The 19,828-nt window shown below is 69.6% G+C and carries 16 protein-coding genes and 1 tRNA gene; 6 read left to right on the forward strand and 11 right to left on the reverse strand.

Annotation, left to right across the window (positions count from 1 at the left end):
• The first annotated feature begins 48 nt into the window (after positions 1-48).
• Both LY12_RS10335 and LY12_RS10340 read left to right on the forward strand, forming a co-directional pair.
• A complete protein-coding gene (locus LY12_RS10335) occupies positions 49-828 on the forward strand; it encodes an alpha/beta fold hydrolase (protein ID WP_253855457.1) in 780 nt (259 codons plus the stop codon).
• Positions 825-1,631, forward strand: a complete 807-nt coding sequence (locus tag LY12_RS10340) for a TIGR03619 family F420-dependent LLM class oxidoreductase (RefSeq protein ID WP_253855459.1) — start codon at positions 825-827, stop codon at positions 1,629-1,631. The genes LY12_RS10335 and LY12_RS10340 overlap by 4 nt, the downstream gene beginning before the upstream one ends.
• Positions 1,632-1,675: 44 nt before the next feature.
• Here LY12_RS10340 and prfA read toward each other — a convergent pair whose 3' ends face one another.
• From prfA to LY12_RS10360, 4 genes are all read right to left on the reverse strand, one after another.
• The gene (gene prfA, locus LY12_RS10345) at positions 1,676-2,746 is read right to left on the reverse strand and encodes a peptide chain release factor 1 (RefSeq protein ID WP_253855461.1); all 1,071 of its coding nucleotides are present in this window, start codon (positions 2,744-2,746) and stop codon (positions 1,676-1,678) included.
• Positions 2,747-2,862: 116 nt separating this feature from the next.
• Positions 2,863-3,090, reverse strand: a complete 228-nt coding sequence (rpmE, locus tag LY12_RS10350) for a 50S ribosomal protein L31 (protein WP_183656661.1) — start codon at positions 3,088-3,090, stop codon at positions 2,863-2,865.
• A 254-nt stretch (positions 3,091-3,344) separates the two neighbouring features.
• The gene (locus LY12_RS10355; RefSeq protein ID WP_253855463.1) at positions 3,345-4,700 is read right to left on the reverse strand and encodes a GntP family permease; all 1,356 of its coding nucleotides are present in this window, start codon (positions 4,698-4,700) and stop codon (positions 3,345-3,347) included.
• 75 nt (positions 4,701-4,775) lie between these two features.
• Positions 4,776-6,527, reverse strand: coding sequence for an IlvD/Edd family dehydratase (locus LY12_RS10360; RefSeq protein ID WP_253855465.1), 1,752 nt, complete (start codon positions 6,525-6,527; stop codon positions 4,776-4,778).
• 127 nt (positions 6,528-6,654) lie between these two features.
• Between LY12_RS10360 and LY12_RS10365 the strand changes: the two genes are divergently transcribed.
• Positions 6,655-7,281, forward strand: coding sequence for a GntR family transcriptional regulator (locus LY12_RS10365; protein WP_253855467.1), 627 nt, complete (start codon positions 6,655-6,657; stop codon positions 7,279-7,281).
• A gap of 170 nt (positions 7,282-7,451) precedes the next feature.
• Here LY12_RS10365 and rho read toward each other — a convergent pair whose 3' ends face one another.
• The 6 genes from rho to argS form a co-directional block, all read right to left on the reverse strand.
• Positions 7,452-9,395, reverse strand: a complete 1,944-nt coding sequence (gene rho / locus LY12_RS10370) for a transcription termination factor Rho (RefSeq protein ID WP_253855469.1) — start codon at positions 9,393-9,395, stop codon at positions 7,452-7,454.
• A 382-nt stretch (positions 9,396-9,777) separates the two neighbouring features.
• The gene (gene thrB / locus LY12_RS10375) at positions 9,778-10,671 is read right to left on the reverse strand and encodes a homoserine kinase (RefSeq protein ID WP_253855471.1); all 894 of its coding nucleotides are present in this window, start codon (positions 10,669-10,671) and stop codon (positions 9,778-9,780) included.
• A complete protein-coding gene (thrC, locus tag LY12_RS10380; RefSeq protein WP_253855474.1) occupies positions 10,668-11,753 on the reverse strand; it encodes a threonine synthase in 1,086 nt (361 codons plus the stop codon). Before thrC ends, thrB begins: the two co-directional genes overlap by 4 nt.
• Positions 11,750-13,045 carry a homoserine dehydrogenase gene (locus tag LY12_RS10385; protein ID WP_253855476.1) on the reverse strand — a complete coding sequence of 432 codons (1,296 nt, stop codon included), beginning with the start codon at positions 13,043-13,045 and terminating at the stop codon, positions 11,750-11,752. Before LY12_RS10385 ends, thrC begins: the two co-directional genes overlap by 4 nt.
• Before the next feature lie 58 nt (positions 13,046-13,103).
• A complete protein-coding gene (gene lysA, locus LY12_RS10390) occupies positions 13,104-14,543 on the reverse strand; it encodes a diaminopimelate decarboxylase (protein ID WP_253855478.1) in 1,440 nt (479 codons plus the stop codon).
• A gap of 3 nt (positions 14,544-14,546) precedes the next feature.
• Positions 14,547-16,202: an arginine--tRNA ligase gene (gene argS / locus LY12_RS10395; protein ID WP_253855480.1), complete on the reverse strand. Its 1,656-nt coding sequence runs from the start codon at positions 16,200-16,202 to the stop codon at positions 14,547-14,549.
• Positions 16,203-16,364: 162 nt separating this feature from the next.
• On the opposite strand from argS, the gene LY12_RS10400 reads away from it, so the two are divergent.
• A complete protein-coding gene (locus LY12_RS10400) occupies positions 16,365-17,174 on the forward strand; it encodes a thioredoxin-like domain-containing protein (protein ID WP_253855482.1) in 810 nt (269 codons plus the stop codon).
• 54 nt (positions 17,175-17,228) lie between these two features.
• The gene (locus LY12_RS10405; RefSeq protein ID WP_253855484.1) at positions 17,229-18,122 is read left to right on the forward strand and encodes a DUF305 domain-containing protein; all 894 of its coding nucleotides are present in this window, start codon (positions 17,229-17,231) and stop codon (positions 18,120-18,122) included.
• A 42-nt stretch (positions 18,123-18,164) separates the two neighbouring features.
• On the opposite strand, the gene LY12_RS10410 is transcribed toward LY12_RS10405, so the two are convergent.
• Positions 18,165-19,085 (reverse strand): cation diffusion facilitator family transporter, encoded by a 921-nt coding sequence (locus tag LY12_RS10410; RefSeq protein WP_253855486.1) that lies wholly within the window; start codon positions 19,083-19,085, stop codon positions 18,165-18,167.
• A gap of 234 nt (positions 19,086-19,319) precedes the next feature.
• Here LY12_RS10410 and LY12_RS10415 point away from each other — a divergent pair.
• Positions 19,320-19,392: transfer RNA gene (locus LY12_RS10415), tRNA-Arg, on the forward strand.
• Positions 19,393-19,828: the final 436 nt, after the last annotated feature.

A 19,828-nucleotide genomic window follows, 5' to 3' on the forward strand; every position in this document is an offset into this window, starting at 1 on the left:
TTCGCCGGAGTTGACCTTCACACCGATGTCAGCTCATAACGTCGCGCCATGAATGGAAATTTCACCGCGACGGTCCGCGGCCACGGGCCGGGCCTGCTATTGGCCCACGGTGCGGGCGGATCCGTCGACGCCAACTTCGGGCCCGTGATCGATGACCTCGCTCGCACCCACACCGTGATCGGAGCCGACTATCCGGGCTCCGGAGCGACGCCGCGCAGCAGCGAACCACTCGACCTGGACGACGTCGCCGACGAACTGGTGCGGATCGCCCTCGACGCCGGCCTACAGCGGTGGTCCGTCGTCGGCTATTCGCTCGGCACCGCCGTCGCCGTCCGGCTCGCGACCCGCCATCCCGACCACGTCGACAACGTGATCCTCACCGCAGGGTTCGCCAAGCCGGACAACAGGCTGCGGTTGGCGCTCGAGATCTGGGCCGAGCTGTTGCGGGGCGACCGTCGCCTGCTGGCGAAGTTCCTGACGCTCCTCGCCCCCGGTGACCGTGCCCTGAACGCGCTCACCCCGTCCGAAGTCGACGCCGCCGTCGACAACCTTGCCGCGAACATTCCGCCGGGCAGCCCGGAACACGTCGCACTGGGCGTGGCGGTCGACACCCGTGCGGAGCTGCGAGACGTGCGCGCACCGACGTTGGTCGTCTCGACGACGTCGGACGCACTCACCGGGCCGTCGCTGTCCCGCGAGCTGGCCGAGGGGATTCCCCACGCGGAGCTGGTCGAGATCGACGCGGGGCACCTCATCGGCGACGAGGCCCCTGGCGCGTGGCTCGCCGCGGTCCAGCTGTTCCTCTCAGGGAAGGAGACCACCGCGTGATCGGCCTGGATGTGGTGCTGCCCGACGAGGATCCGGCCATGGACCCCGCAGCGCTCGGCGAGCTCGCCGTGCTGGCCGAACAGCTCGGCTACCGGGCGGCGTGGCTGCCCGACCACCTGCTCCCGCCCGGGCCGTTCGGACGGGTACACGGCGGCGTGTACGAACCCCTGGTCACACTGGCGCACCTCGCGGGGCACACGAGGCAACTTCGGCTGGGCACATCCGTACTGGTGCTGCCGCTGCGGGAGCCGTTCTCGGTCGCAAAACAGGCCGCGACCCTGCACCGCCTCTCCGGTGGCCGGTTGACGCTCGGTGTGGGCACGGGGTGGGACGCCACAGAGTTCGCCGCCGTGGGAGCGGACTTCGCCGCACGCGGTGCGAACACCGACGAGACGCTCGCACTGCTACGAGAGCTGTTCGCGGGCCGCGATCCGGTGGAAGGGCACGTGTTCGAGCCGGTCCCACGTACGCCCGTTCCGCTGATGGTGGGCGGCGGCTCGGAAGGTGCACTCCGCAGGGCCGCCCGGTTCGCCGACGAGTGGCAGGCCGTGGGTATCGGCCCCGAGGAGTTCGGCCGGCGCGCCGCGCGGCTGCGCGAACTCGCCGGCGCAGGCCGGCAGGTACAGCCGACCGTGCGCACCGAGTGGTCCGGCCTCGACGTCGACGGCACGCTCACCGACGTGGCCGACATGACGATGGCCTTCGCGGCCGCCGGCGCGGCCACGATGGCCGTGCACTTCGGCGAGGTGGACGGGTTCGCCGAACGCATGGAACGCTTCGCGACGACAATGGGCCTGAACTGAGCGACCTCGATCCGGCTACCGGCGCTCGGCCGCCGCCACGCGCGTCAGACCTGTGACTCGGCCATGCGCTCCTCGCGGTCGGCGGCCTGCAGCGCGTCGAGCACGGCGTCGAGTTCGCCGTCGAGCACCTGGTCGAGGTTGTAAGCCTTGAAGTTGACGCGATGGTCCGAGATGCGGTTCTCGGGAAAGTTGTAGGTGCGCACCCGCTCGGACCGGTCGACGGTCCGGACCTGCGACCGCCGCGCGTCGGCGGCCTTCGCGGCCGCCTCCTCCTCGGCCATCGCCTGCAGCCGCGCCTGCAGCACCTGGATCGCGCGCGCCCGGTTCTGGATCTGCGACTTCTCGTTCTGGCAGGAGACGACGACGCCGGTCGGCAGGTGCGTCACACGGATCGCCGAGTCGGTCGTGTTCACGCTCTGCCCGCCGGGGCCGGACGAGCGGAAAGCGTCGATGCGCAGGTCGTTCGAGTCGATCTCCACCTCGACCTCCTCCGGTTCGGGGTAGATCAGCACGCCGGCGGCCGAGGTGTGGATCCGCCCCTGCGACTCGGTCGCGGGCACCCGCTGCACCCGGTGCACGCCGCCTTCGAACTTGAGCCGCGACCACACGCCGTCCGCGGTCGTTTCCTTGGTCTTCACCGACACCGTGACGTCCTTGTAGCCGCCCAGTTCGGACTCGGTGGAGCCGAGCACTTCGGCCTTCCAGCCGCGCCGCTCGGCGTACCGCAGGTACATGCGCAGCAGATCGCCCGCGAACAGCGCCGACTCCTCGCCGCCCTCGCCGGACTTGATCTCCATCACGACGTCGGCACCGTCGTGGGGATCGCGTGGCAGGAGCAGTTCGGTCAGCTTCGCCTCAAGCGCGGGAATGCGCTCCTCGAGCTGCTCGGCCTCCTCGGCGAACGCAGGGTCGTCCGAGGCGAGCTCCTTCGCCGCCGCGAGGTCCGATTTCACGCCCTCGAGCTCGTGAACCGTCTTGACCACCGGCGAGAGCTCGGCGTACCGGCGCCCCAGCTTCCGCGCCCGCGCCTGATCGGCGTGCACGGCCGGATCGCCGAGCGCCTCCTCGAGCTCGGCGTACTCGTCGAGCAGCCCCTTCAGGGACGCTGATTCCACTGCACTGCTCCTTCGTTGATCACCTCGCCGGGCGAGCCGCCGGAATGCCGGACCGCCGAAATACAAAGCGGCGCCCGTACCCGCCACAGAGGCAGGTACGGGCGCCGTCGATGAAGCTACTTGGCGTCGGCCTTCTTGCCGCGCTTGCCGTAGCGCGCCTCGAAGCGGGCGACGCGGCCACCGGTGTCCAGAATCTTCTGCTTACCGGTGTAGAACGGGTGGCACGCCGAGCAGATCTCGACGTAGATGTGACCGGACTCCCGCGTGCTGCGCGTGGTGAACGTGTTGCCGCAGCCGCAGACGACCTCGGTCACGACGTAGTCGGGGTGAATACCGCTCTTCATGGTGTCCTCTCTTCGTGATCCCGGGTCCTGCCCCGCCGGTGCGAGGAAGGTGAACCGGAACCGGACGTCAGCGGGTCGATTCTGCCAGATCGCCCGTCACCACCTGCAACGCGGTCCGGGCCGCGGGCATTCCCGCCACGGTGACGCCCCCAAGGGCACTTTGGTCGCGTTGAATGCCACCAAAGTGCCCCTGGGGGCACGAGCGCGGGCCCCGCACCACGCTCGGTGCGGGGCCCGCGAGCGCTTGCGGCACGTCAGACGAAGAAACTCAGCACGGTCGCGACGACACAGCCGGTGACGCCGACGATCGTCTTCATCACGGTCCACGACTTCAGCGTGTCGGCGACGGACATGCCGAAGTAGCGGTTCGCCATCCAGAAGCCGGAGTCGTTCACGTGGGAGAACGCGGCGGCGCCACTGGCGATCGCGATGCAGGTCAGTGCGACGACCGCGTCGCCTGCGCCCATCGTCGTGGCCAACGGGGCGGTGAGCGTGGCGCCCGTGATCATCGCGACGGTGCCCGAACCCTGCGAGATGCGGATGATCGACGCGGTCACGAACCCGAACAGCACGAGCGGCATGTTCATGTCACTCATCCAGCCGGCGAGCACGTCACCGATGCCGGAGTCGACGAGCAGGCCGCCGAACACGCTCCCCGCGCCGGTGATCAGGATGATGACACCGGCGGGACCGAGCGCAGAGGTCGTCATCTGCTGCAGTTCGTCCCTGCTGGCACCGCGCCGCACGCCGAAGAAGTACAGCGTGTACAGACAGGTCAGCAGCAGCGCGATGACCGGGTGCCCGATGAACGCCAACGTGGTTGCGGCGGCGTTGCCCTCGGGCAGCACGGCCTCGCTGGTCGTGCCCGCGAGGATCAGTACCAGTGGCAGCAGCAGGGCACCGACGACGGCACCGAACCGCGGCAGCGTGTCCGGGTCGCGTTCGTCGGCCTCGCCGCGGGCGGCGTCGAGTTCGGCGGGCACGGGCACGAAGATCCGCTTCGAGATCCAGCGGCCGAAGATCGGCCCCGCGATGGCCATCGCGGGCAGACCGCAGATCACGCCGAAGAGGATCACCAGGCCGAGGTCGGCGTTCATGATGCCGGCCGTGGCGATCGGCCCCGGGGTCGGCGGGATGAAGGTGTGCGTGACACTCACGCCCGCACACAGCGGGATGCCGTAGAACAGCAGTGACTTCCCGGTGCGCTTCGCGATCGTGTACAGCATCGGCACGAGGATCACGATCGCGACGTCGATGAACACGGCGATCGACACGAGGAAGCCCGCGAATCCCAGCCCCCAGGCGACATGCTTCTCGGAGAAGCGGTCGATCAGGGTCGAGGCGAGCCGCTCGGCGGCACCGGCCCGCTGGAGCACGTGCCCGAACACGGCACCCAGGCCGACGACGAGCGCGACCTGGCCGAGTCCACCTCCCATCTCCTCGACGATGAGCTCGACGAGGTCACCGGGGCTGGTGCCGGTGGCGAGTCCGAACCCGATACTCGCGATCAGTAGTGCGATGAACGCCTGCAACCGGACCCAGATGACCAGGCCGAGCAGCAGCGCGATGGCGAGGACCGCCGCAATGAGGGTCCACGTCGTGGATGTCATGACATCACCATTGATTGTCTAAAAGGGACGGGTGGGTTGAGGGAGAATGTCCGCGGGGAAGCGGAATGAGGGGGTTCAGCGAGCGCGCGGCACCGTGGCCCGCATCGACTCGGCCTGCAGGAACCGGAAATCGGCGCCGTCCTCGGCCTGGGTGACCTGGTCGACGAACAGCCTCCGGTAGCCGCGCGCCGGGGGTTGCTGCGCCGTAACGGGCTTCTGCTCACGGCGGGTGGCGAGTTCCTCGTCGGACACCTCGAGCGACAGCACCCGGTCGGCCACGCTGAGCCGCACGGTGTCGCCGTCTCGCACGTACGCGAGCGGACCACCGACCGCCGACTCCGGGGACACGTGCAGCACGATCGTGCCCCGCGCGGTACCGGACATGCGCCCGTCGGAGATGCGGACCATGTCCTTAACGCCCTGCCGGGCGAGCTTCTTCGGGATGGGGATGTACCCGGCCTCGGGCATGCCGGGCGCGCCGAGGGGGCCGATGTTCTTGAGCATGAGTACGTCGTCGGCGTGCACGTCGAGGTCCTCGTCGTCGATGCGCTCGGCCATGTCGGCGGAGTTCTCGAACACGACGGCACGGCCGGTGTGCTCGAGCAGCTCCGGTGTGGCGGCGGCCTGCTTGACGATCGCCCCTCCCGGCGCGAGATTGCCGCGAAGCACGGCGATGCTGCCCGCCGGGTAGATCGGGTCCTCGCGCGGCCGGACGACGTCCTGGGTGAACGAGGTGTCGCGGTCGGCGAGCTCCTCGCCGAGGGTGCGGCCCGTGATGGTGAGTGCGTCCAGGTCGACGAGGTCGCGCAGCCGGTCGAGCAGCACCGGGATGCCGCCGGCCCGATGCAGGTCCTCCATGTAGTGCGACCCGGCGGGCTTGAGGTTGACCAGCACCGGCGTCTCCCGGCTCAGCTGGTCGAACGTCGCGAGATCGAGGTCGAACCCGAGCCTCCCCGCGACGGCGGCGAGGTGGACGAGTCCGTTGGTCGACCCGCCGAGGGCGAGCAGCACGCGCAGGGCGTTCTCGAACGACGACTCGGTGAGGATCTTGTCGACGGTGAGCCGCTCGCGGGCGATACCGACGGCGCGCGTGCCCGTCTTCTCGGCGATGCGCATGCGATCGGCGGTGACGGCCGGCGGCGTGGCGCTGCCGGGCAGGGCGATGCCCATGGCTTCGGCGATCCCGGCCATGGTGCTCGCGGTGCCCATGACCGAGCAGGTGCCGACACTGCCGACCAGGCTCGAGTTGACGTCGGAGATCTCCTGCTCGTCGATCTCGTCGCCGCGGTACTTGCCCCAGAACGCGCGGCAGTCGGTGCAGGCGCCCACCCGCTCACCGCGGTGCCCGCCGGTCAGCATGGACCCGGTGACGAGCTGGATCGCGGGGATCTCCGCGGACGCGGCACCCATCAGCTGTGCCGGGACCGTCTTGTCGCACCCGCCGATGAGCACGACGGCGTCGAGCGGCAGCGCCTTGATCATCTCTTCGGTGTCCATCGACATGAGGTTGCGCAGGTACATGCTCGTCGGGTTCGAGAAGCTCTCGTGCAACGAGATCGTCGGGAAGTCGACGGGCAGGCCGCCCGCGAGCATCACGCCCCGCTTCACCGCGTCGATGAGCTGCGGCATGTTGCCGTGGCAGGGGTTGAACCCGCTGCCGGTGTTGACGATGCCGACGACCGTGCGGTCGAGCGCGTCGTCGGTGTACCCCGCTCCCTTGATGAACGCCTTGCGCAGGAACAGCGAGAACCCGGAGTCGCCGTAGTTGGGCAGTCCCCGCGTCATGCCCTGAGTGGAGTCTTCCGCGTCGCACGCGCCGTCAGTCATTATCGACCTCATTATCAATAATTTATTCGATGAAAACGGCGACATCTAACCACGGTCGTGGAGCGGGAGCAACCAGTCGTGGGAAACTGACTCGCCCGCGCCGGCACGTGATGGAGGTAGAGGCGAGTTGTCCCTGCTCGAACAACTGGAGGAGCAGATCGTGCTCGGGCTGCGATACCCGAGGGAGCGGCTCGTGGAGGACGAGCTGATGCGCGCGTTCGCCGCGAAGCGCCACGTCGTGCGCAGTGCGCTGCAGGAACTCGAGAACCGGGGACTCGTCGAGCGGAAACCGAACGTGGGAGCGTTCGTCAAGGCTTACACAGCGCAGGAGGTACGCGATCTCTACGAGGTGCGGGAGCTACTGGAGGTTCACTGCGCACGGTTGATCCCCGTGCCGGTGCGATCCGACCGGCTCGACGAGCTCGTCGCCATCCAGCGCCGTCACGACACCGGCATCGACGGCGGTGAGCTGCGTGAGGTGACCAAGGCCAATATGGAGTTCCACCGGACCCTGTTCGGACTGTCCGACAACACCGTCCTGGTGGAGGCGATCCGCAGGCACGCACAGATGGCGCATGCGATCCGGTCCGTCACCGTGACGTCGCCCGAGTTTCTGGAGCAGAGCAGGCGCGAGCACTGGGCGATGATCGACGCGCTGCGCCACGGTGACACCGAGACGCTGGCCGAGACGTGCCGCGAGCACCTGCTCCCCTCTCGCGACGCCTACCTCAGCCGGCTCCCCCCTGCCGACTGACGGGTCCACCGACGCCCCCAAGGGCACTTTGGTCGCATTGAATGCAACGAAGGTGCCCCTGGGGGCAGGAACGCAGCCGCGTGCTCCGGGGCGTTCCGGCCGTGCACAGCGCAACGGCCTCCCGCCGGGTGACGGGAGGCCGTTGCGCTGTGCGATCCGCGGGCGCGGGGTTACTGCTGTTCCTCCGTGCCCGGGGTGCTCTTCGAGATCTGCATCAGGAACTCGATGTTCGTCTTGGTCTTCTTCAACCTGTCGATGAGCAGGTCGATCGCCTGCTGCGAGTCGAGCGCGTGCAGCACCCGGTGCAGCTTGTGCGTGACGGCCAGCTCGTCCGGCGAGAGCAGCAGCTCCTCCTTGCGGGTGCCGGACGGGTTGACGTCGACCGCCGGGAACACGCGGCGCTCGGCGATCTTCCGGTCGAGCTTGAGCTCGGCGTTACCGGTGCCCTTGAACTCCTCGAAGATGACCGTGTCACCGGTGGAGCCCGTCTCCACCATGGCGGTGGCGAAGATGGTCAGCGAGCCACCGTCCTCGATGTTGCGCGCCGCGCCGAGGAAACGCTTCGGCGGGAACAGCGCCGTGGAGTCGACACCGCCGGAGAGGATCCGGCCGGACGCCGGGGCCGCGAGGTTGTACGCACGGCCGAGGCGGGTGATCGAGTCGAGCAGCACGACCACGTCGTGGCCCATCTCGACGAGGCGCTTGGCCCGCTCGATGGACAGCTCGGCGACCGTCGTGTGGTCCGACGGCGGGCGGTCGAACGTCGAGGCGATGACCTCACCGTTCACCGACCGTTGCATGTCGGTGACCTCTTCGGGCCGCTCGTCCACGAGCACGACCATCAGGTGGCACTCAGGATTGTTCGTGGTGATCGCGTTCGCCACGTCCTGCATGATCGTCGTCTTACCGGCCTTCGGCGGCGAGACGATCAAGGCACGCTGCCCCTTGCCGACGGGCATGACCAGGTCGATGACCCGGGTCGTCAGCTTGTTCGGCTGCGTTTCGAGCCGCAGCCGCTCGTTCGGGTACAGCGGCGTCAGCTTCGTGAACTCGGGACGCTTCTTGGCGACGTCGGATTCCAGGCCGTTGACCGAGTCGACACGCACCAGCGGGTTGAACTTCTGCCGCTGCTGCTCGCCCTCACGCGGCTGGCGAACGACACCGGTGATCGCGTCACCGCGGCGCAGGCCGTGCTTGCGCACCAGCGACAGCGACACGTACACGTCGTTCGGGCCCGGCAGGTAGCCGGACGTCCGCACGAACGCGTAGTTGTCGAGCACGTCGAGGATGCCGGCGACGGGCAGCAGGACGTCGTCCTCGCGGATCTCCGTCTCGCCCTCGCCGCGGCCGCCGCGACGGCGACGGTCCCGGTACCGGCGGCCACGGCGCCCGCCGCGGTCGTCGTCGTCCCGGTTGCCGTCGCCACGGTTGTCCCCGCGGCTGTTGTCGCCCTTGTTGTCGCCCTTGTTGTCACCACGGCTGCCAGGCTTGCGCTGGTCGCCGGACTCGTCGTCGGACTTGTCCTGGCTACCGTCACCACGCGAGTTGTCGCCGCGCGAGTTGTCGCCGCGGCCACCGTCGGCGTTGCGACCGGAACCGCCACGACGACGGCGACGTCCGCCGCCATCGCCCTGCTGACCGGACTCGCCGTCACCGTCGGCCTTCTGCTTCGAGCCGCCCTTGTCGGTCTTCTCGGGCTTGTCGCCCTTCGCCGGCTTGTCGGCGGTCTTCTCCGCGGCCTTGCCCGCCGGCTTGTCGGTGTCGCCCGCGGGCGCGGTCTGGACCTTCTGCTCCGACTTGGTCGCCTTGCCGTTGGTGTCACCGAGCGGCAGCGTGGCCTCGCCCGCGTCGTCGGACGACTCGGTGCCGCCGCGGGGCTTCTTGCTCTTGCCCTGGCGTTCGCGAATGGCGGCGATCAGGTCCCCCTTGCGCATGCCCGTGGTGTCACCGATACCGAGTTCGGTGGCGAGGGCACGAAGATCGGCGATAACCATGCCGGACAGTCCGCCGGGACGCCGCTTCGGCGTCGACGCCGCGCCGCCCTGCGACTCCCCGTCACCCGGCGCTGCAGCCTGGGCGCTCGCGTCGCCGCTCAAAAGATCGGTGTTGCTCACACATGTCCTTCCTGACCGGTCCACTCCTTGTCGTTGGACCAGCGGACCGCCGCCCGCGTCCGAATTGCGAGACGGCGTTTCGGCTCCCTGCGAGCGGCCTGCGCTGAGACGTGGGAGTCGCAGCGGCGCCAGCCGCGTGCAAGAGATGGGGTCGACCACCGTGATACCGGTTACCCCCGTCAAGAGAACGGAAGATGCGACCGGGAGGAGTTCCCGTGACCATCGCCGGGTGCGGAATGAGCACGGTGACCGAACGCCCCCGAGCGTAGACCGCCCACCGTGCGGGTGCAACAACCACCCCGGTCAGTGGCGTGCCTCACTCTCGGCTACCGGGCCGCCACGGGGTGCGGAAACCCTGTTCGCCGTGGCCCTGAGGCCCCGGTCAACCCAGGGAGACCTGCACTCCGTCGAGGTCGATCGCCGGCTCGAGGATGTCGTATCCGTCAACGTCGACGTCCGGCGGAATTGTTCCCGCACCCGCCCGTTCACCGAACGGGAGTGCCAGCACCGTCGGCCCCGCCCCGGACACCGCCGCCGCGATGCCGTGGGAACGCAGCTCGTCGACCAGCCGCATCGTGCCGGGGTAGGCGGGCCTGCGATAGCCCTGGTGCAGCCGGTCGTCGGTCGCATCGAGCAGCAGGTCGGGCCTGCTGGTCATGGCGTGCACGGCCAGCGCCGTGCGCCCGCCGGTGAACACGGCGTCCGCGAGCGGCACCTGTTCGGGGAGCAGGCCCCGCGTCTGGTGGGTCGACGACTGGGTCGGCGGTACGGCGACGACCGGCCGGATCGCCTCGTGCGGGGCGAGCCGTTCGGCACGGTACCGGCCGCCGGAGACCCAGGCGACGACGAAACCGCCGTACAGGCTGGCCGCGACGTTGTCGGCGTGACCTTCGAACTCGGCTGCCAGGTGCAGCGCGTCGGCGTCGAGTTCGCGGTCGGCGAGCGTGTACGCCGCGACGATGCCGGTGACGATCGCCGCGGCCGACGAACCGAGACCCCGGGAGTGCGGAATCGCGTTGTGGCACCGCAGTCGCAGGCCGGGCGGGCTCGTCCCGAGCCGGTTGCACGCGGCGCGCAGCGCCCGCGTGACGAGGTGCCTGCCGGTGCGCGGCACCCGGCTCATGTCGCCGGCCCCCGCGTCGAGCACCTCGATGTCCACACCGGACTCGGCGGTCTCGAACTCGACCACGTCGTACAGCGCCAGCGACAGTCCGAACGTGTCGAAACCAGGGCCGAGGTTCGCCGTCGACGCGGGTACCCGGACCGTGAACCTCACGAGAGTTCCAGCGCCGCCGCGACCGAACGCGGGTCGACGGCGAGCGGTTCGACCTCGATGTTGCCTTCGAGCGCCGTGCCGGGGTCCTTCAGGCCGTGGCCGGTCACGGTGCACACGACGGTCGACCCGCGCGGGATCCGCCCGTCGGCCGACGCCGCGAGCAGGCCAGCGACGCTCGTGGCCGACGCGGGCTCGACGAACACGCCTTCCTTGCTCGCGAGCAGGCGATATGCGGCGAGGATCCGCTCGTCGGTGACGGCGTCGAACAGGCCGCCGCTGGCCCGCTGTGCCTTCACCGCGCTGTCCCACGACGCCGGGCTGCCGACGCGGATGGCCGTCGCCACGGTCTCCGGCGTCTTGACCGGCTCACCGTGCACCAGCGGCGCCGCGCCCGCGGCCTGGAAGCCGAACATGCGCGGGGTGTTCTCCACGAGTCCGTCGGCCGCGTACTCGGTGTAGCCCGACCAGTAGGCGGTGATGTTGCCGGCGTTGCCGACCGGCAGGCAGTGGATGTCCGGGGCCGTGCCCAGCGTGTCGCAGATCTCCCACGCCGCGCTCTTCTGCCCCACCAGCCGCACCGGGTTCACGGAGTTGACGAGGGTCACCGGATAGTCGGCTGCCGTCTTGCGCGCGAGTTCGAGGCAGTCGTCGAAGTTGCCGTCGATCTGCAGGATGCGCGCGCCGTGGAGCACCGCCTGCGCCATCTTGCCGAGCGCGATCTTGCCCTGCGGCACGAGCACCGCCGTGGCGAGTCCGGCCCGCGCGGCGTATGCGGACGCCGACGCCGACGTGTTTCCGGTGGAGGCGCAGATCACCGCCTTGAGCCCGCTCGCGCGAGCGTGCGTCATGGCCACGGTCATGCCGCGGTCCTTGAACGAGCCGGTGGGGTTGGCGCCCTCGACCTTGAGATACACCGTCGCGCCGGTGAGCTCGGACAGGTGGGGCGCGGCGAGCAACGGCGTGTTGCCCTCGCCGAGCGTCACGACGTCCGCGCCCTCGGGGATCGGAATCCGCGAGGAGTACGCGTTGATGATCCCGGGCCAGCCGGCCTTGACGTCGCCGCCCGCGTTCTCCGTAGTCACTCCGCCTCGCCTTCCACCCGCATCACACTGACGACCTCGCGCACGACGTCGAGCTTGTCGATCTCATCCACAGTGGAGCGCAAGGCGGCATCGGGGGCCTGGTGGGTCACGACGACGAGGCTCGCCGTGGATCGCCGGTCCCGTTGCCGCACCGTGGAAATGCTCACGCCGTGCGCAGCGAACACCTGGGCCACCTGCGCGAGCACACCGGGCTTGTCGGCGACGTCGAGGCTGACGTGGTAGCGCGTCGGCGTCTGCCCCATCGGGCGCACCGGCAGTGCGGCATGCGCCGATTCGCGCGGGCCGCGGCCGCCGGCGACCTTGTTGCGCGCGGCCGATACAAGATCACCCAGCACGGCGCTCGCCGTGGGAGCACCGCCCGCGCCCTGGCCGTAGAACATCAGCTGCCCCGCGGCTTCAGCCTCGACGTAAACGGCGTTGAACGCGCCGCCGACGCCTGCGAGCTGGTGCGACTTCGGGATCATGACCGGATGCACGCGCGCGGAGACCGATTCGGAACCGTCCTCTTCGGTCACTCGCTCACAAATGGAGAGCAGCTTTACGGTGCGCCCCAGCGATTTCGCCGCGGTGATGTCCGACGAGCTGATGCCTGCGATGCCTTCCCGGTGGACGTCGGCCGCGGTCACGCGGCTGTGGAACGCCAGTGACGCGAGGATCGCCGCCTTGGACGCCGCGTCGTATCCGTCCACATCGGCCGTCGGGTCGGCCTCGGCGTAGCCGAGCCGGGTCGCCTCGTCGAGCGTCTCGGCGTAGCCGGCACCCGTCGAGTCCATGGCGGACAGGATGAAGTTCGTCGTTCCGTTGACGATGCCCATCACGCGTGTGATGCGGTCGCCTGCCAGCGATTCGCGGAGCGGGCGCAGCAGCGGGATCGCACCGGCGACGGCGGCCTCGTAGTACAGGTCCGCACCGGAGTCGTCGGCCGCCTCGGCGAGTTCGCTCCCGTGTTCCGACAGCAACGCCTTGTTGCCCGTCACCACGGATCGGCCGCTGCGCAGTGCGGACAACAACCAGTCGCGCACCGGGTCGATCCCGCCGATCAGTTCGACGACGATGTCCACATCGGAGTCGATCAGCGCGGTCGCGTCGGATGTGACGAGGTGCTGCGGCAGTTCCGGATGCTTGTCCGGCCTGCGCACGGCGATACCCGCCAGCTCGACCGGCGCACCCACGCGCGCGGCCAGCTCGCCGGGGTCGTCGAGCAGCATGCGGGTCACCTCGCTGCCGACGGTTCCGCATCCGAGCAGGGCAACCTTGACCGGCTCAGTCATTCACGCCCCTCCCCTACAGGCAGCTGGCCACAGCTCACGTCGTCGCTCACGCGGCAGCTCACGACGCCTCCAGTCGCAGCATGTCGTCGTACGTCTCCCTGCGCAGCAGCAGCCGGTGCTCACCGTTGCGCACGGCGACCACCGCTGGCCGCGGCTGCCGGTTGTAGTTGCTGGCCATCGAGTAGCAGTACGCACCCGTGGCGGCGACCGCGAGCAGGTCGCCCGGTGCCAGGGTCTCCGGCAACCAGCAGTCGCGGACGACGATGTCACCGGACTCACAGTGCTTTCCCACCACGCGGGACAGCATGGCGGTCACGGGCTCGGGCTGGCCGTCGTCGCCGGCCCTGGAGACCAGGCGGACGTCGTAGGCGGCGTCGTAGAGCGCGGTGCGGATGTTGTCGCTCATGCCGCCGTCGACGCTGACGTACCGCCGTACACCCTCGTCGCCGAGCACGACGTCCTTGATGGTGCCGGTCTCGTACAGCGTGACGGTGCCGGGGCCCGCGATCGCCCTGCCGGGCTCGCCCGCGATGCGGGGCACCGGGATGTCGGCGAACGCGCACTCCTTGCGGACGATGTCGCGGATCTGCGTGACCAGCTGCGCCGGAGGGGGCGGGTTGTCCTTGTCGGTGTAGGCGATGCCGAACCCGCCGCCGAGGTCGACGGTCGTGAGGCTCGCCAGCGCTTCCGCGCCGTGTTCCTTGCGCAGCTCGGCCAGCAGGCCCACGACGCGGCGAGCGGCCACCTCGAAGCCGTCGGCGTCGAAGATCTGCGACCCGATATGGCTGTGCAGGCCGACGAGCTGCAACGACGGAGCGTTGAGCACGCGGCGGACGGCTTCGGCCGCTTCACCGGAGGCCAGCGAGAACCCGAACTTCTGGTCCTCGTGCGCGGTGGCGATGAACTCGTGGGTGTGGGCCTCCACGCCGACCGTCACCCGCACCAGCACCTGCTGGATCACGTCGTGGCGGGCCGCGACGTCGGCGAGCCTGGCGATCTCGTAGTTCGAGTCGAGCACGATCGTGCCGACCCCGGCCTCGACGGCGGCTTCGAGTTCGGCCACGGACTTGTTGTTGCCGTGGAACGTGATCCGCTCGGGCGGGAACTCGGCGCGCAGCGCGATGGCCAGCTCCCCACCGCTGCAGACGTCGAGGCTCAGGCCCTGCCCGGCCACCCACCGGGCGACCTCGGTGCACAGGAACGCCTTGCCCGCGTAGTGGACCAGAGTGGGGTCCTCGAACGCGGCGGCGTACTCGGCGCAGCGGAACTTGAAGTCGGCCTCGTCGATGACGAACAGCGGCGTGCCGTAAGTGCGTGCGAGTTCGCGGACGTCGACGCCCGCGATGCGCACGACGCCGTCGCCCGCGCGATAGGTGTTACGCGGCCACACCTTCGCGTGCAGCCGGTCGAGCTCGCCCGAAGTGGACGGTGGGAAACCCGCCTGATCGGCGTGCGGGTAGACCTCGGCGTGGCGGGGCCCCGCGGGGTGTGCACACATTCATTACATCCGTTCCGGGGCGGAGACCCCGAGCAGGGACAGTCCGTTGGCGAGTACCTGGCGTGCGGCCTCGCACAGCGCCAGGCGTGCGTGGGTGAGGTCGGTCGGCGCCTCGTCACCCTGGGGCAGCACGCGCGCGACGTCGTAGAACTTGTGGTACGCCGACGCCAGCGACTCGAGGTAACGGGCGACGCGGTGCGGTTCGCGCAGCTCGGCCGCCTTGGTGAGCACGCTCGGGAACTCGCCGATCGTGCGGATGAGGTCCCCTTCGCGGGGATGGGTCAGCAGGCTGAAGTCGGCAGCGGGGTCGAGCTCGATCTGCAGCTCGGCCGAGTTCCGCTGGAGCGAGGCCAGCCGCGCGTGCGCGTACTGCACGTAGAACACGGGGTTCTCGTTGGTGTGCTTGCGCAGCAGGTCGAGGTCGATGTCGATACCGGAGTCGACCGAGTAGCGCGTCAGCTCGTAGCGGGCGGCATCGACGCCCACCGCCTCGACGAGGTCTTCCAACGTGACGACCGTGCCCGCGCGCTTGCTCATGCGCACCGGGGTGCCGCCGCTGACGAGGTTGACCATCTGGCCGATGAGCACCTCGACCACGTCGGGGTCGTAGCCGAGCGCCACGGCGGTCGCCTTCAGCCTGCCGATGTAGCCGTGGTGGTCGGCGCCGAGCATGTAGATGCACAGATCGAAGCCGCGCTGCACCTTGTCGCGCAGGTAGGCGATGTCGCCCGCGATGTAGGCGGGGTCGCCGTCGCTCTTGATGACGACACGATCCTTGTCGTCGCCCTGGTCGGTGGTGCGCATCCACCAGGCGCCGTCGGCCTCGTAGAGGGTGCCGGACTCCTTGAGTTCGTCGACGGCCTGCGCCACGGCGCCACGGGCGTGCAGGGAGTCCTCGTGGAAGAAGACGTCGAAGTCGGTGCCGAAGTCGTGGAGGCTCTGCTTGATCTCCTCGAACATGAGACCGACGCCGACCTTGCGGAACGTCTCGTGGCGCTCGCCCTCGGGCTGCGAGAGCGCGTCGGGTTCCTTGCGCAGGACGGCGGCGGCGATGTCGTCGATGTAGGCGCCCGCGTAGCCGTCCTCGGGCGCGGGTAGTCCCTGAGCGGCCGCCAGCAGCGAGTTGACGAACCGGTCGATCTGCGCACCCGCGTCGTTGAAGTAGTACTCCCGCGTGACGTCGGCGCCCTGGGCGCTCAGCACGCGGCCGAGGGCGTCGCCGACGGCGGCCCAGCGGGTGCCGCCGAGGTGGATCGGGCCCGTCGGGTTGGCCGAGACGAACTCCAGGTTGATCGTGCGGCCCGCGAGTGCGTCGCCGCGGCCGAAGGCGTCGCCCGCACTGAGCACGCGGCGGACGATCTCACCCTGCGCGTCGGCCGCGAGGCGCAGATTGAGGAATCCGGGGCCTGCGACCTCCGCGCTGTCGACGCCGTCGGCGGCACCCAGCTCGGTCGCGAGCGCGTCGGCCAACTCGCGGGGAGCCATACCTACTTTCTTCGCGACTTGCAGCGCCACGTTGGTCGCGTAGTCGCCGTGTTCCGGGTTGCGCGGTCGCTCCACCGTCACCTGCTCAGGAAGCACGCCGGTGTCGAGGCCACGGGCCTCGAGAACCGTGACGGCAGACGAACGCACGAGGTCAGCAAGGGCGGAGGGAGTCACCCGGCGAGTGTACGTTCGGCGGGGGCGACGCTCGGTCACCGGCTCACCCCGGATGTGCGCGGTCGCATACCGAACCCACGAGCCGCCGCCCGATACCCGCCCCGGCGTCCCTACACTGCTCGATCGGGGTACCCGATTCCCGGTTAAGGAGACTCTGCAGCCATGGCCAGCGGCAAGAAGGGCAAGAAGGCACCGAGTGCGGTGCAGGCGGCCCGCGGTTCCACGGTCGGCAAGAAGAACGTGCCCTGGGGCACGATCACCGCGGTCGTGGCCATCGTGCTGCTGGCGGCCGGTGTCTTCGGCTACTACTACGTCGCCTCGAGCGGCAGCCGGGAGCAGCGGGAACGCGAGGAAGTCGCGGCCGAGAACTTCACGCCCGGCCGGAACAACCCCGACCCGTCGAAGAAGATCGACGGCGTCACGATCGAGGAGTACGAGGGCGGCGCCCACGTCCGCCCGAACGAGCGGGTCGCCTACGACCAGTCGCCGCCGTTCGGCGGACCGCACGACGGCTTCTGGGCCTCCTGCACCGGCACGGTGTACCAGGAGGCGGTGCGCACCGAGAACATGGTCCACTCGCTCGAACACGGCGCCGTATGGATCGCCTACGACCCGGAGCGGGTGTCCGGCGAGGACCTCGACACGCTGAAGCTCCGCGTCGAGAACAAGCCCTACATGATGCTGTCGCCGTATCCGGGCCTGGACTCGCCGGTCTCGCTGCAGTCCTGGGGCCATCAGCTGAAGGTCGACGACGTCACCGACGAGCGCATCGACCAGTTCATCGCCGCGTTGAAGCGGAACTCGAACACCTACCCCGAGATCGGCGCCTCCTGCGACGCGCTGGGGCCGGGCCAGTTCGACCCGGACAACCCGCCGCCGTTCAACCCGGAGAAGCCGGGCCCGGATGCCAAGCCGATGGACTACGAGGGCTCGGCGGGAGCGGCTGACGAGTCGATGGGCGGCGGACAGTAACCTTCCGGCTACTCCCCGCCCGCCGACGACCGTATTCCAGGGACTCCGCAGGTCATGAACGACACTCCTGACGAATCACGCGCCCCCGAACCGACCGAGCCCGAACCCCCTGAGCCGAAGGCCGCCGAGCCCGAACCCGCTGATCCCGAGGCCGCCGGCGGTGAGCCCGGGTCGCGAGACGGCTCCGAAGCGGACGGTTCGGCAGCGGCCGTCGACGCCTCGCAGCCGCCGCGGGAACGCGAATGGCCCCGGTACGTGATCTTCGGCGCGGCGGCACTGGCGTTGCTGCTGGTCGGGGCGACGGTGGGCATGCTGGTCGCCCGCGGCACCGACAGCGAGCCTGCGACGCGACCGGGACCGGTGGACGTCGGGTTCGCGCAGGACATGTCGGTGCACCACCTGCAGGCCGTGACGATGGCGAACTGGGCTCGCGACCACAGCACGGATCCGCAGATCAGGCAGCTGGCGTTCGACATCGCGAGCACGCAGAACGAGCAGGTCGGCCGCATGAAGGGCTGGCTGATGCTCTGGGGCAAGCCGGAGGAGCCCGCCGGCGAGTACATGACGTGGATGTCCGAACCGATGGGGCACGAACACGGCAAGGAGAGCGAGGCGACCTCGTCCGAGTCGGAGACGAGCGAGCGGGCGCCGTCGGGCCCGTCGGGCGGCCAGGTCGGTGGCAGCAGGGCCATGCCGGGCATGGCGACCGAGCAGGAGCTGTCGAAGATGCGCTCGCTCGAGGGTGAGCAGCTCGACGTGTACTTCCTGCAGCTGATGCTGCGCCATCACCAGGGCGGGGTGGACATGGCCAGGTATGCGCGGGAGCACGCGCGGCTCAGCGCGGTGAGCACGCTCGCGACGAGCATGCTGGCTTCGCAGCTGCCCGAGTCGGACACGATGCGGCAGATGCTGGCACGGCGGGACGCGAAGCCGCTGCCGTTCCCGTGACGTCCGTGCCGCTGCCGTGACGACGCCCGCCCGACCTGCCGGTCACCAGCTGAGTTCTTCGCAGCGCTGAGCGTGTTCTCGCGGTTCGACCTGCAGGGTTGCGTGGTCGATGCCGTACCGGGTCGTCAGCAGGTCCTGAGCGGCGGCGAGCACGGCGGAGGTGTCGCCCTCGGGGCCGATCGTCAGGTGCGCGGAGGCGACCTCCATGCCGGACGTGAGTGTCCAGACGTGGAGGTCGTGGACGTCGTCGACGCTGTCGAGCACGGCGAGGTCGGCTTCGATGGCGGCGACGTCGACGCCCCGGGGTGCGTGCTGGAAGAGGATGCGCAGCGAACGTGCGGCGAGGACTGCGGTGCGCGGGAGGATCCATACTCCGATGGCGACGCCCGCGATGGGGTCGGCGTACCGCCAGCCGGTCAGGAGCGTGAGTGCGGCGCTGATGAGGACGGCGACGGAGCCGACGAGGTCGGCGAGCACTTCGAGGTAGGCGCCGCGGATGTTGAGGCTCTCCTTGGCGCCGGAACGCAGGAGCAGGAACGCGACGATGTTGGCGACGAGCCCGGCCGCGCCGGCGAGCAGTACGGGAACGCCGGGCACTTCGGGGGCGCCGCCGATGCGGTCGACCGCCTCGTAGATGACGTAGCCGCCGACGCCGAACAACAGGAACGCGTTGGCGAGCGCGGCGAGCACCTCGGCGCGATAGAGGCCGAAGGTGCGGGTGTACGTCGGGCCGCTGCGACGGGCGAGCATGACGGCGGCGAGCGCCATGCCGAGCCCGAGGACGTCGGTGAACATGTGCGCGGCATCGGAGATGAGGGCCAGCGAGGCGGTCGCGAAGCCGACGACGAATTCGAGCACCATGAACGCGCCGCTGATGGCCAGGGCGGCGGTGAGTCTGCCCTGATGAGCGCCGGACGCCGAGAGGTCGGCGTGCCCGTGGCCATGGCCGTGTCCGTGGCCCATCTCGTTCCCCTCTCCCGCAGGTTCCCACGGGTGCTGTCGATGCCACTTCGGGCTGCGGTCACGCAGAGCGAACATATAGCGACATGCGCATGAATGCAATACAGGTAACCCTAACCCACGAGCCCCGGGGACGGTATCGCGCCGCGGCAGACCTCACACGCCGGCGAACGGGGACCACGCGCACGGGCAGCAACGGGCATGCGATAGGCTTCTGACGTCACCGCGAGGTGGCGGGCCCTCGTAGCTCAGTGGATAGAGCACTGCCCTCCGGAGGCAGGTGTCGCAGGTTCGAATCCTGCCGAGGGCGCCCGATCAAACGGCCCGTGACCAGCAGAGATGCCAGTCACGGGCCGTTCGCTTGTTACCCGGCCGACCCCGACGGAACCCGGGCCTCTACGGGCAGCCAGGGGCAGTGTGGACAAGGCCTGACCGTTGTTCGGTGCGCATACCCAGCCGAACACCGATGCGTTCACGATGTTGGTGGAATCGGCGTCCGGGCAACGCCGACGAGCTACGCCCCGGCACTGCGCGGCGGTACAAACCTTCGACACCCATCGCTACGCCGCGGAGCGCCTGGGTGACTCGCCCGGCGTCCCGGCTGCGCTACAACAGCCGGGACGCGGACTCCGGCGAAAACGCGGATCCGCCCCATGCCGCGGTGCGGATCTTGTGGCGGACCGGCCTCGAGTAGGCAACCGGTGACGCCCAAGCGGGACCGCCATCGCCCGGCTCCCGACCGCCGC

It is taken from the genome of Prauserella alba (assembly GCF_024171735.1).
In the GTDB taxonomy this organism is placed as follows: Bacteria; Actinomycetota; Actinomycetes; order Mycobacteriales; family Pseudonocardiaceae; genus Prauserella; species Prauserella alba.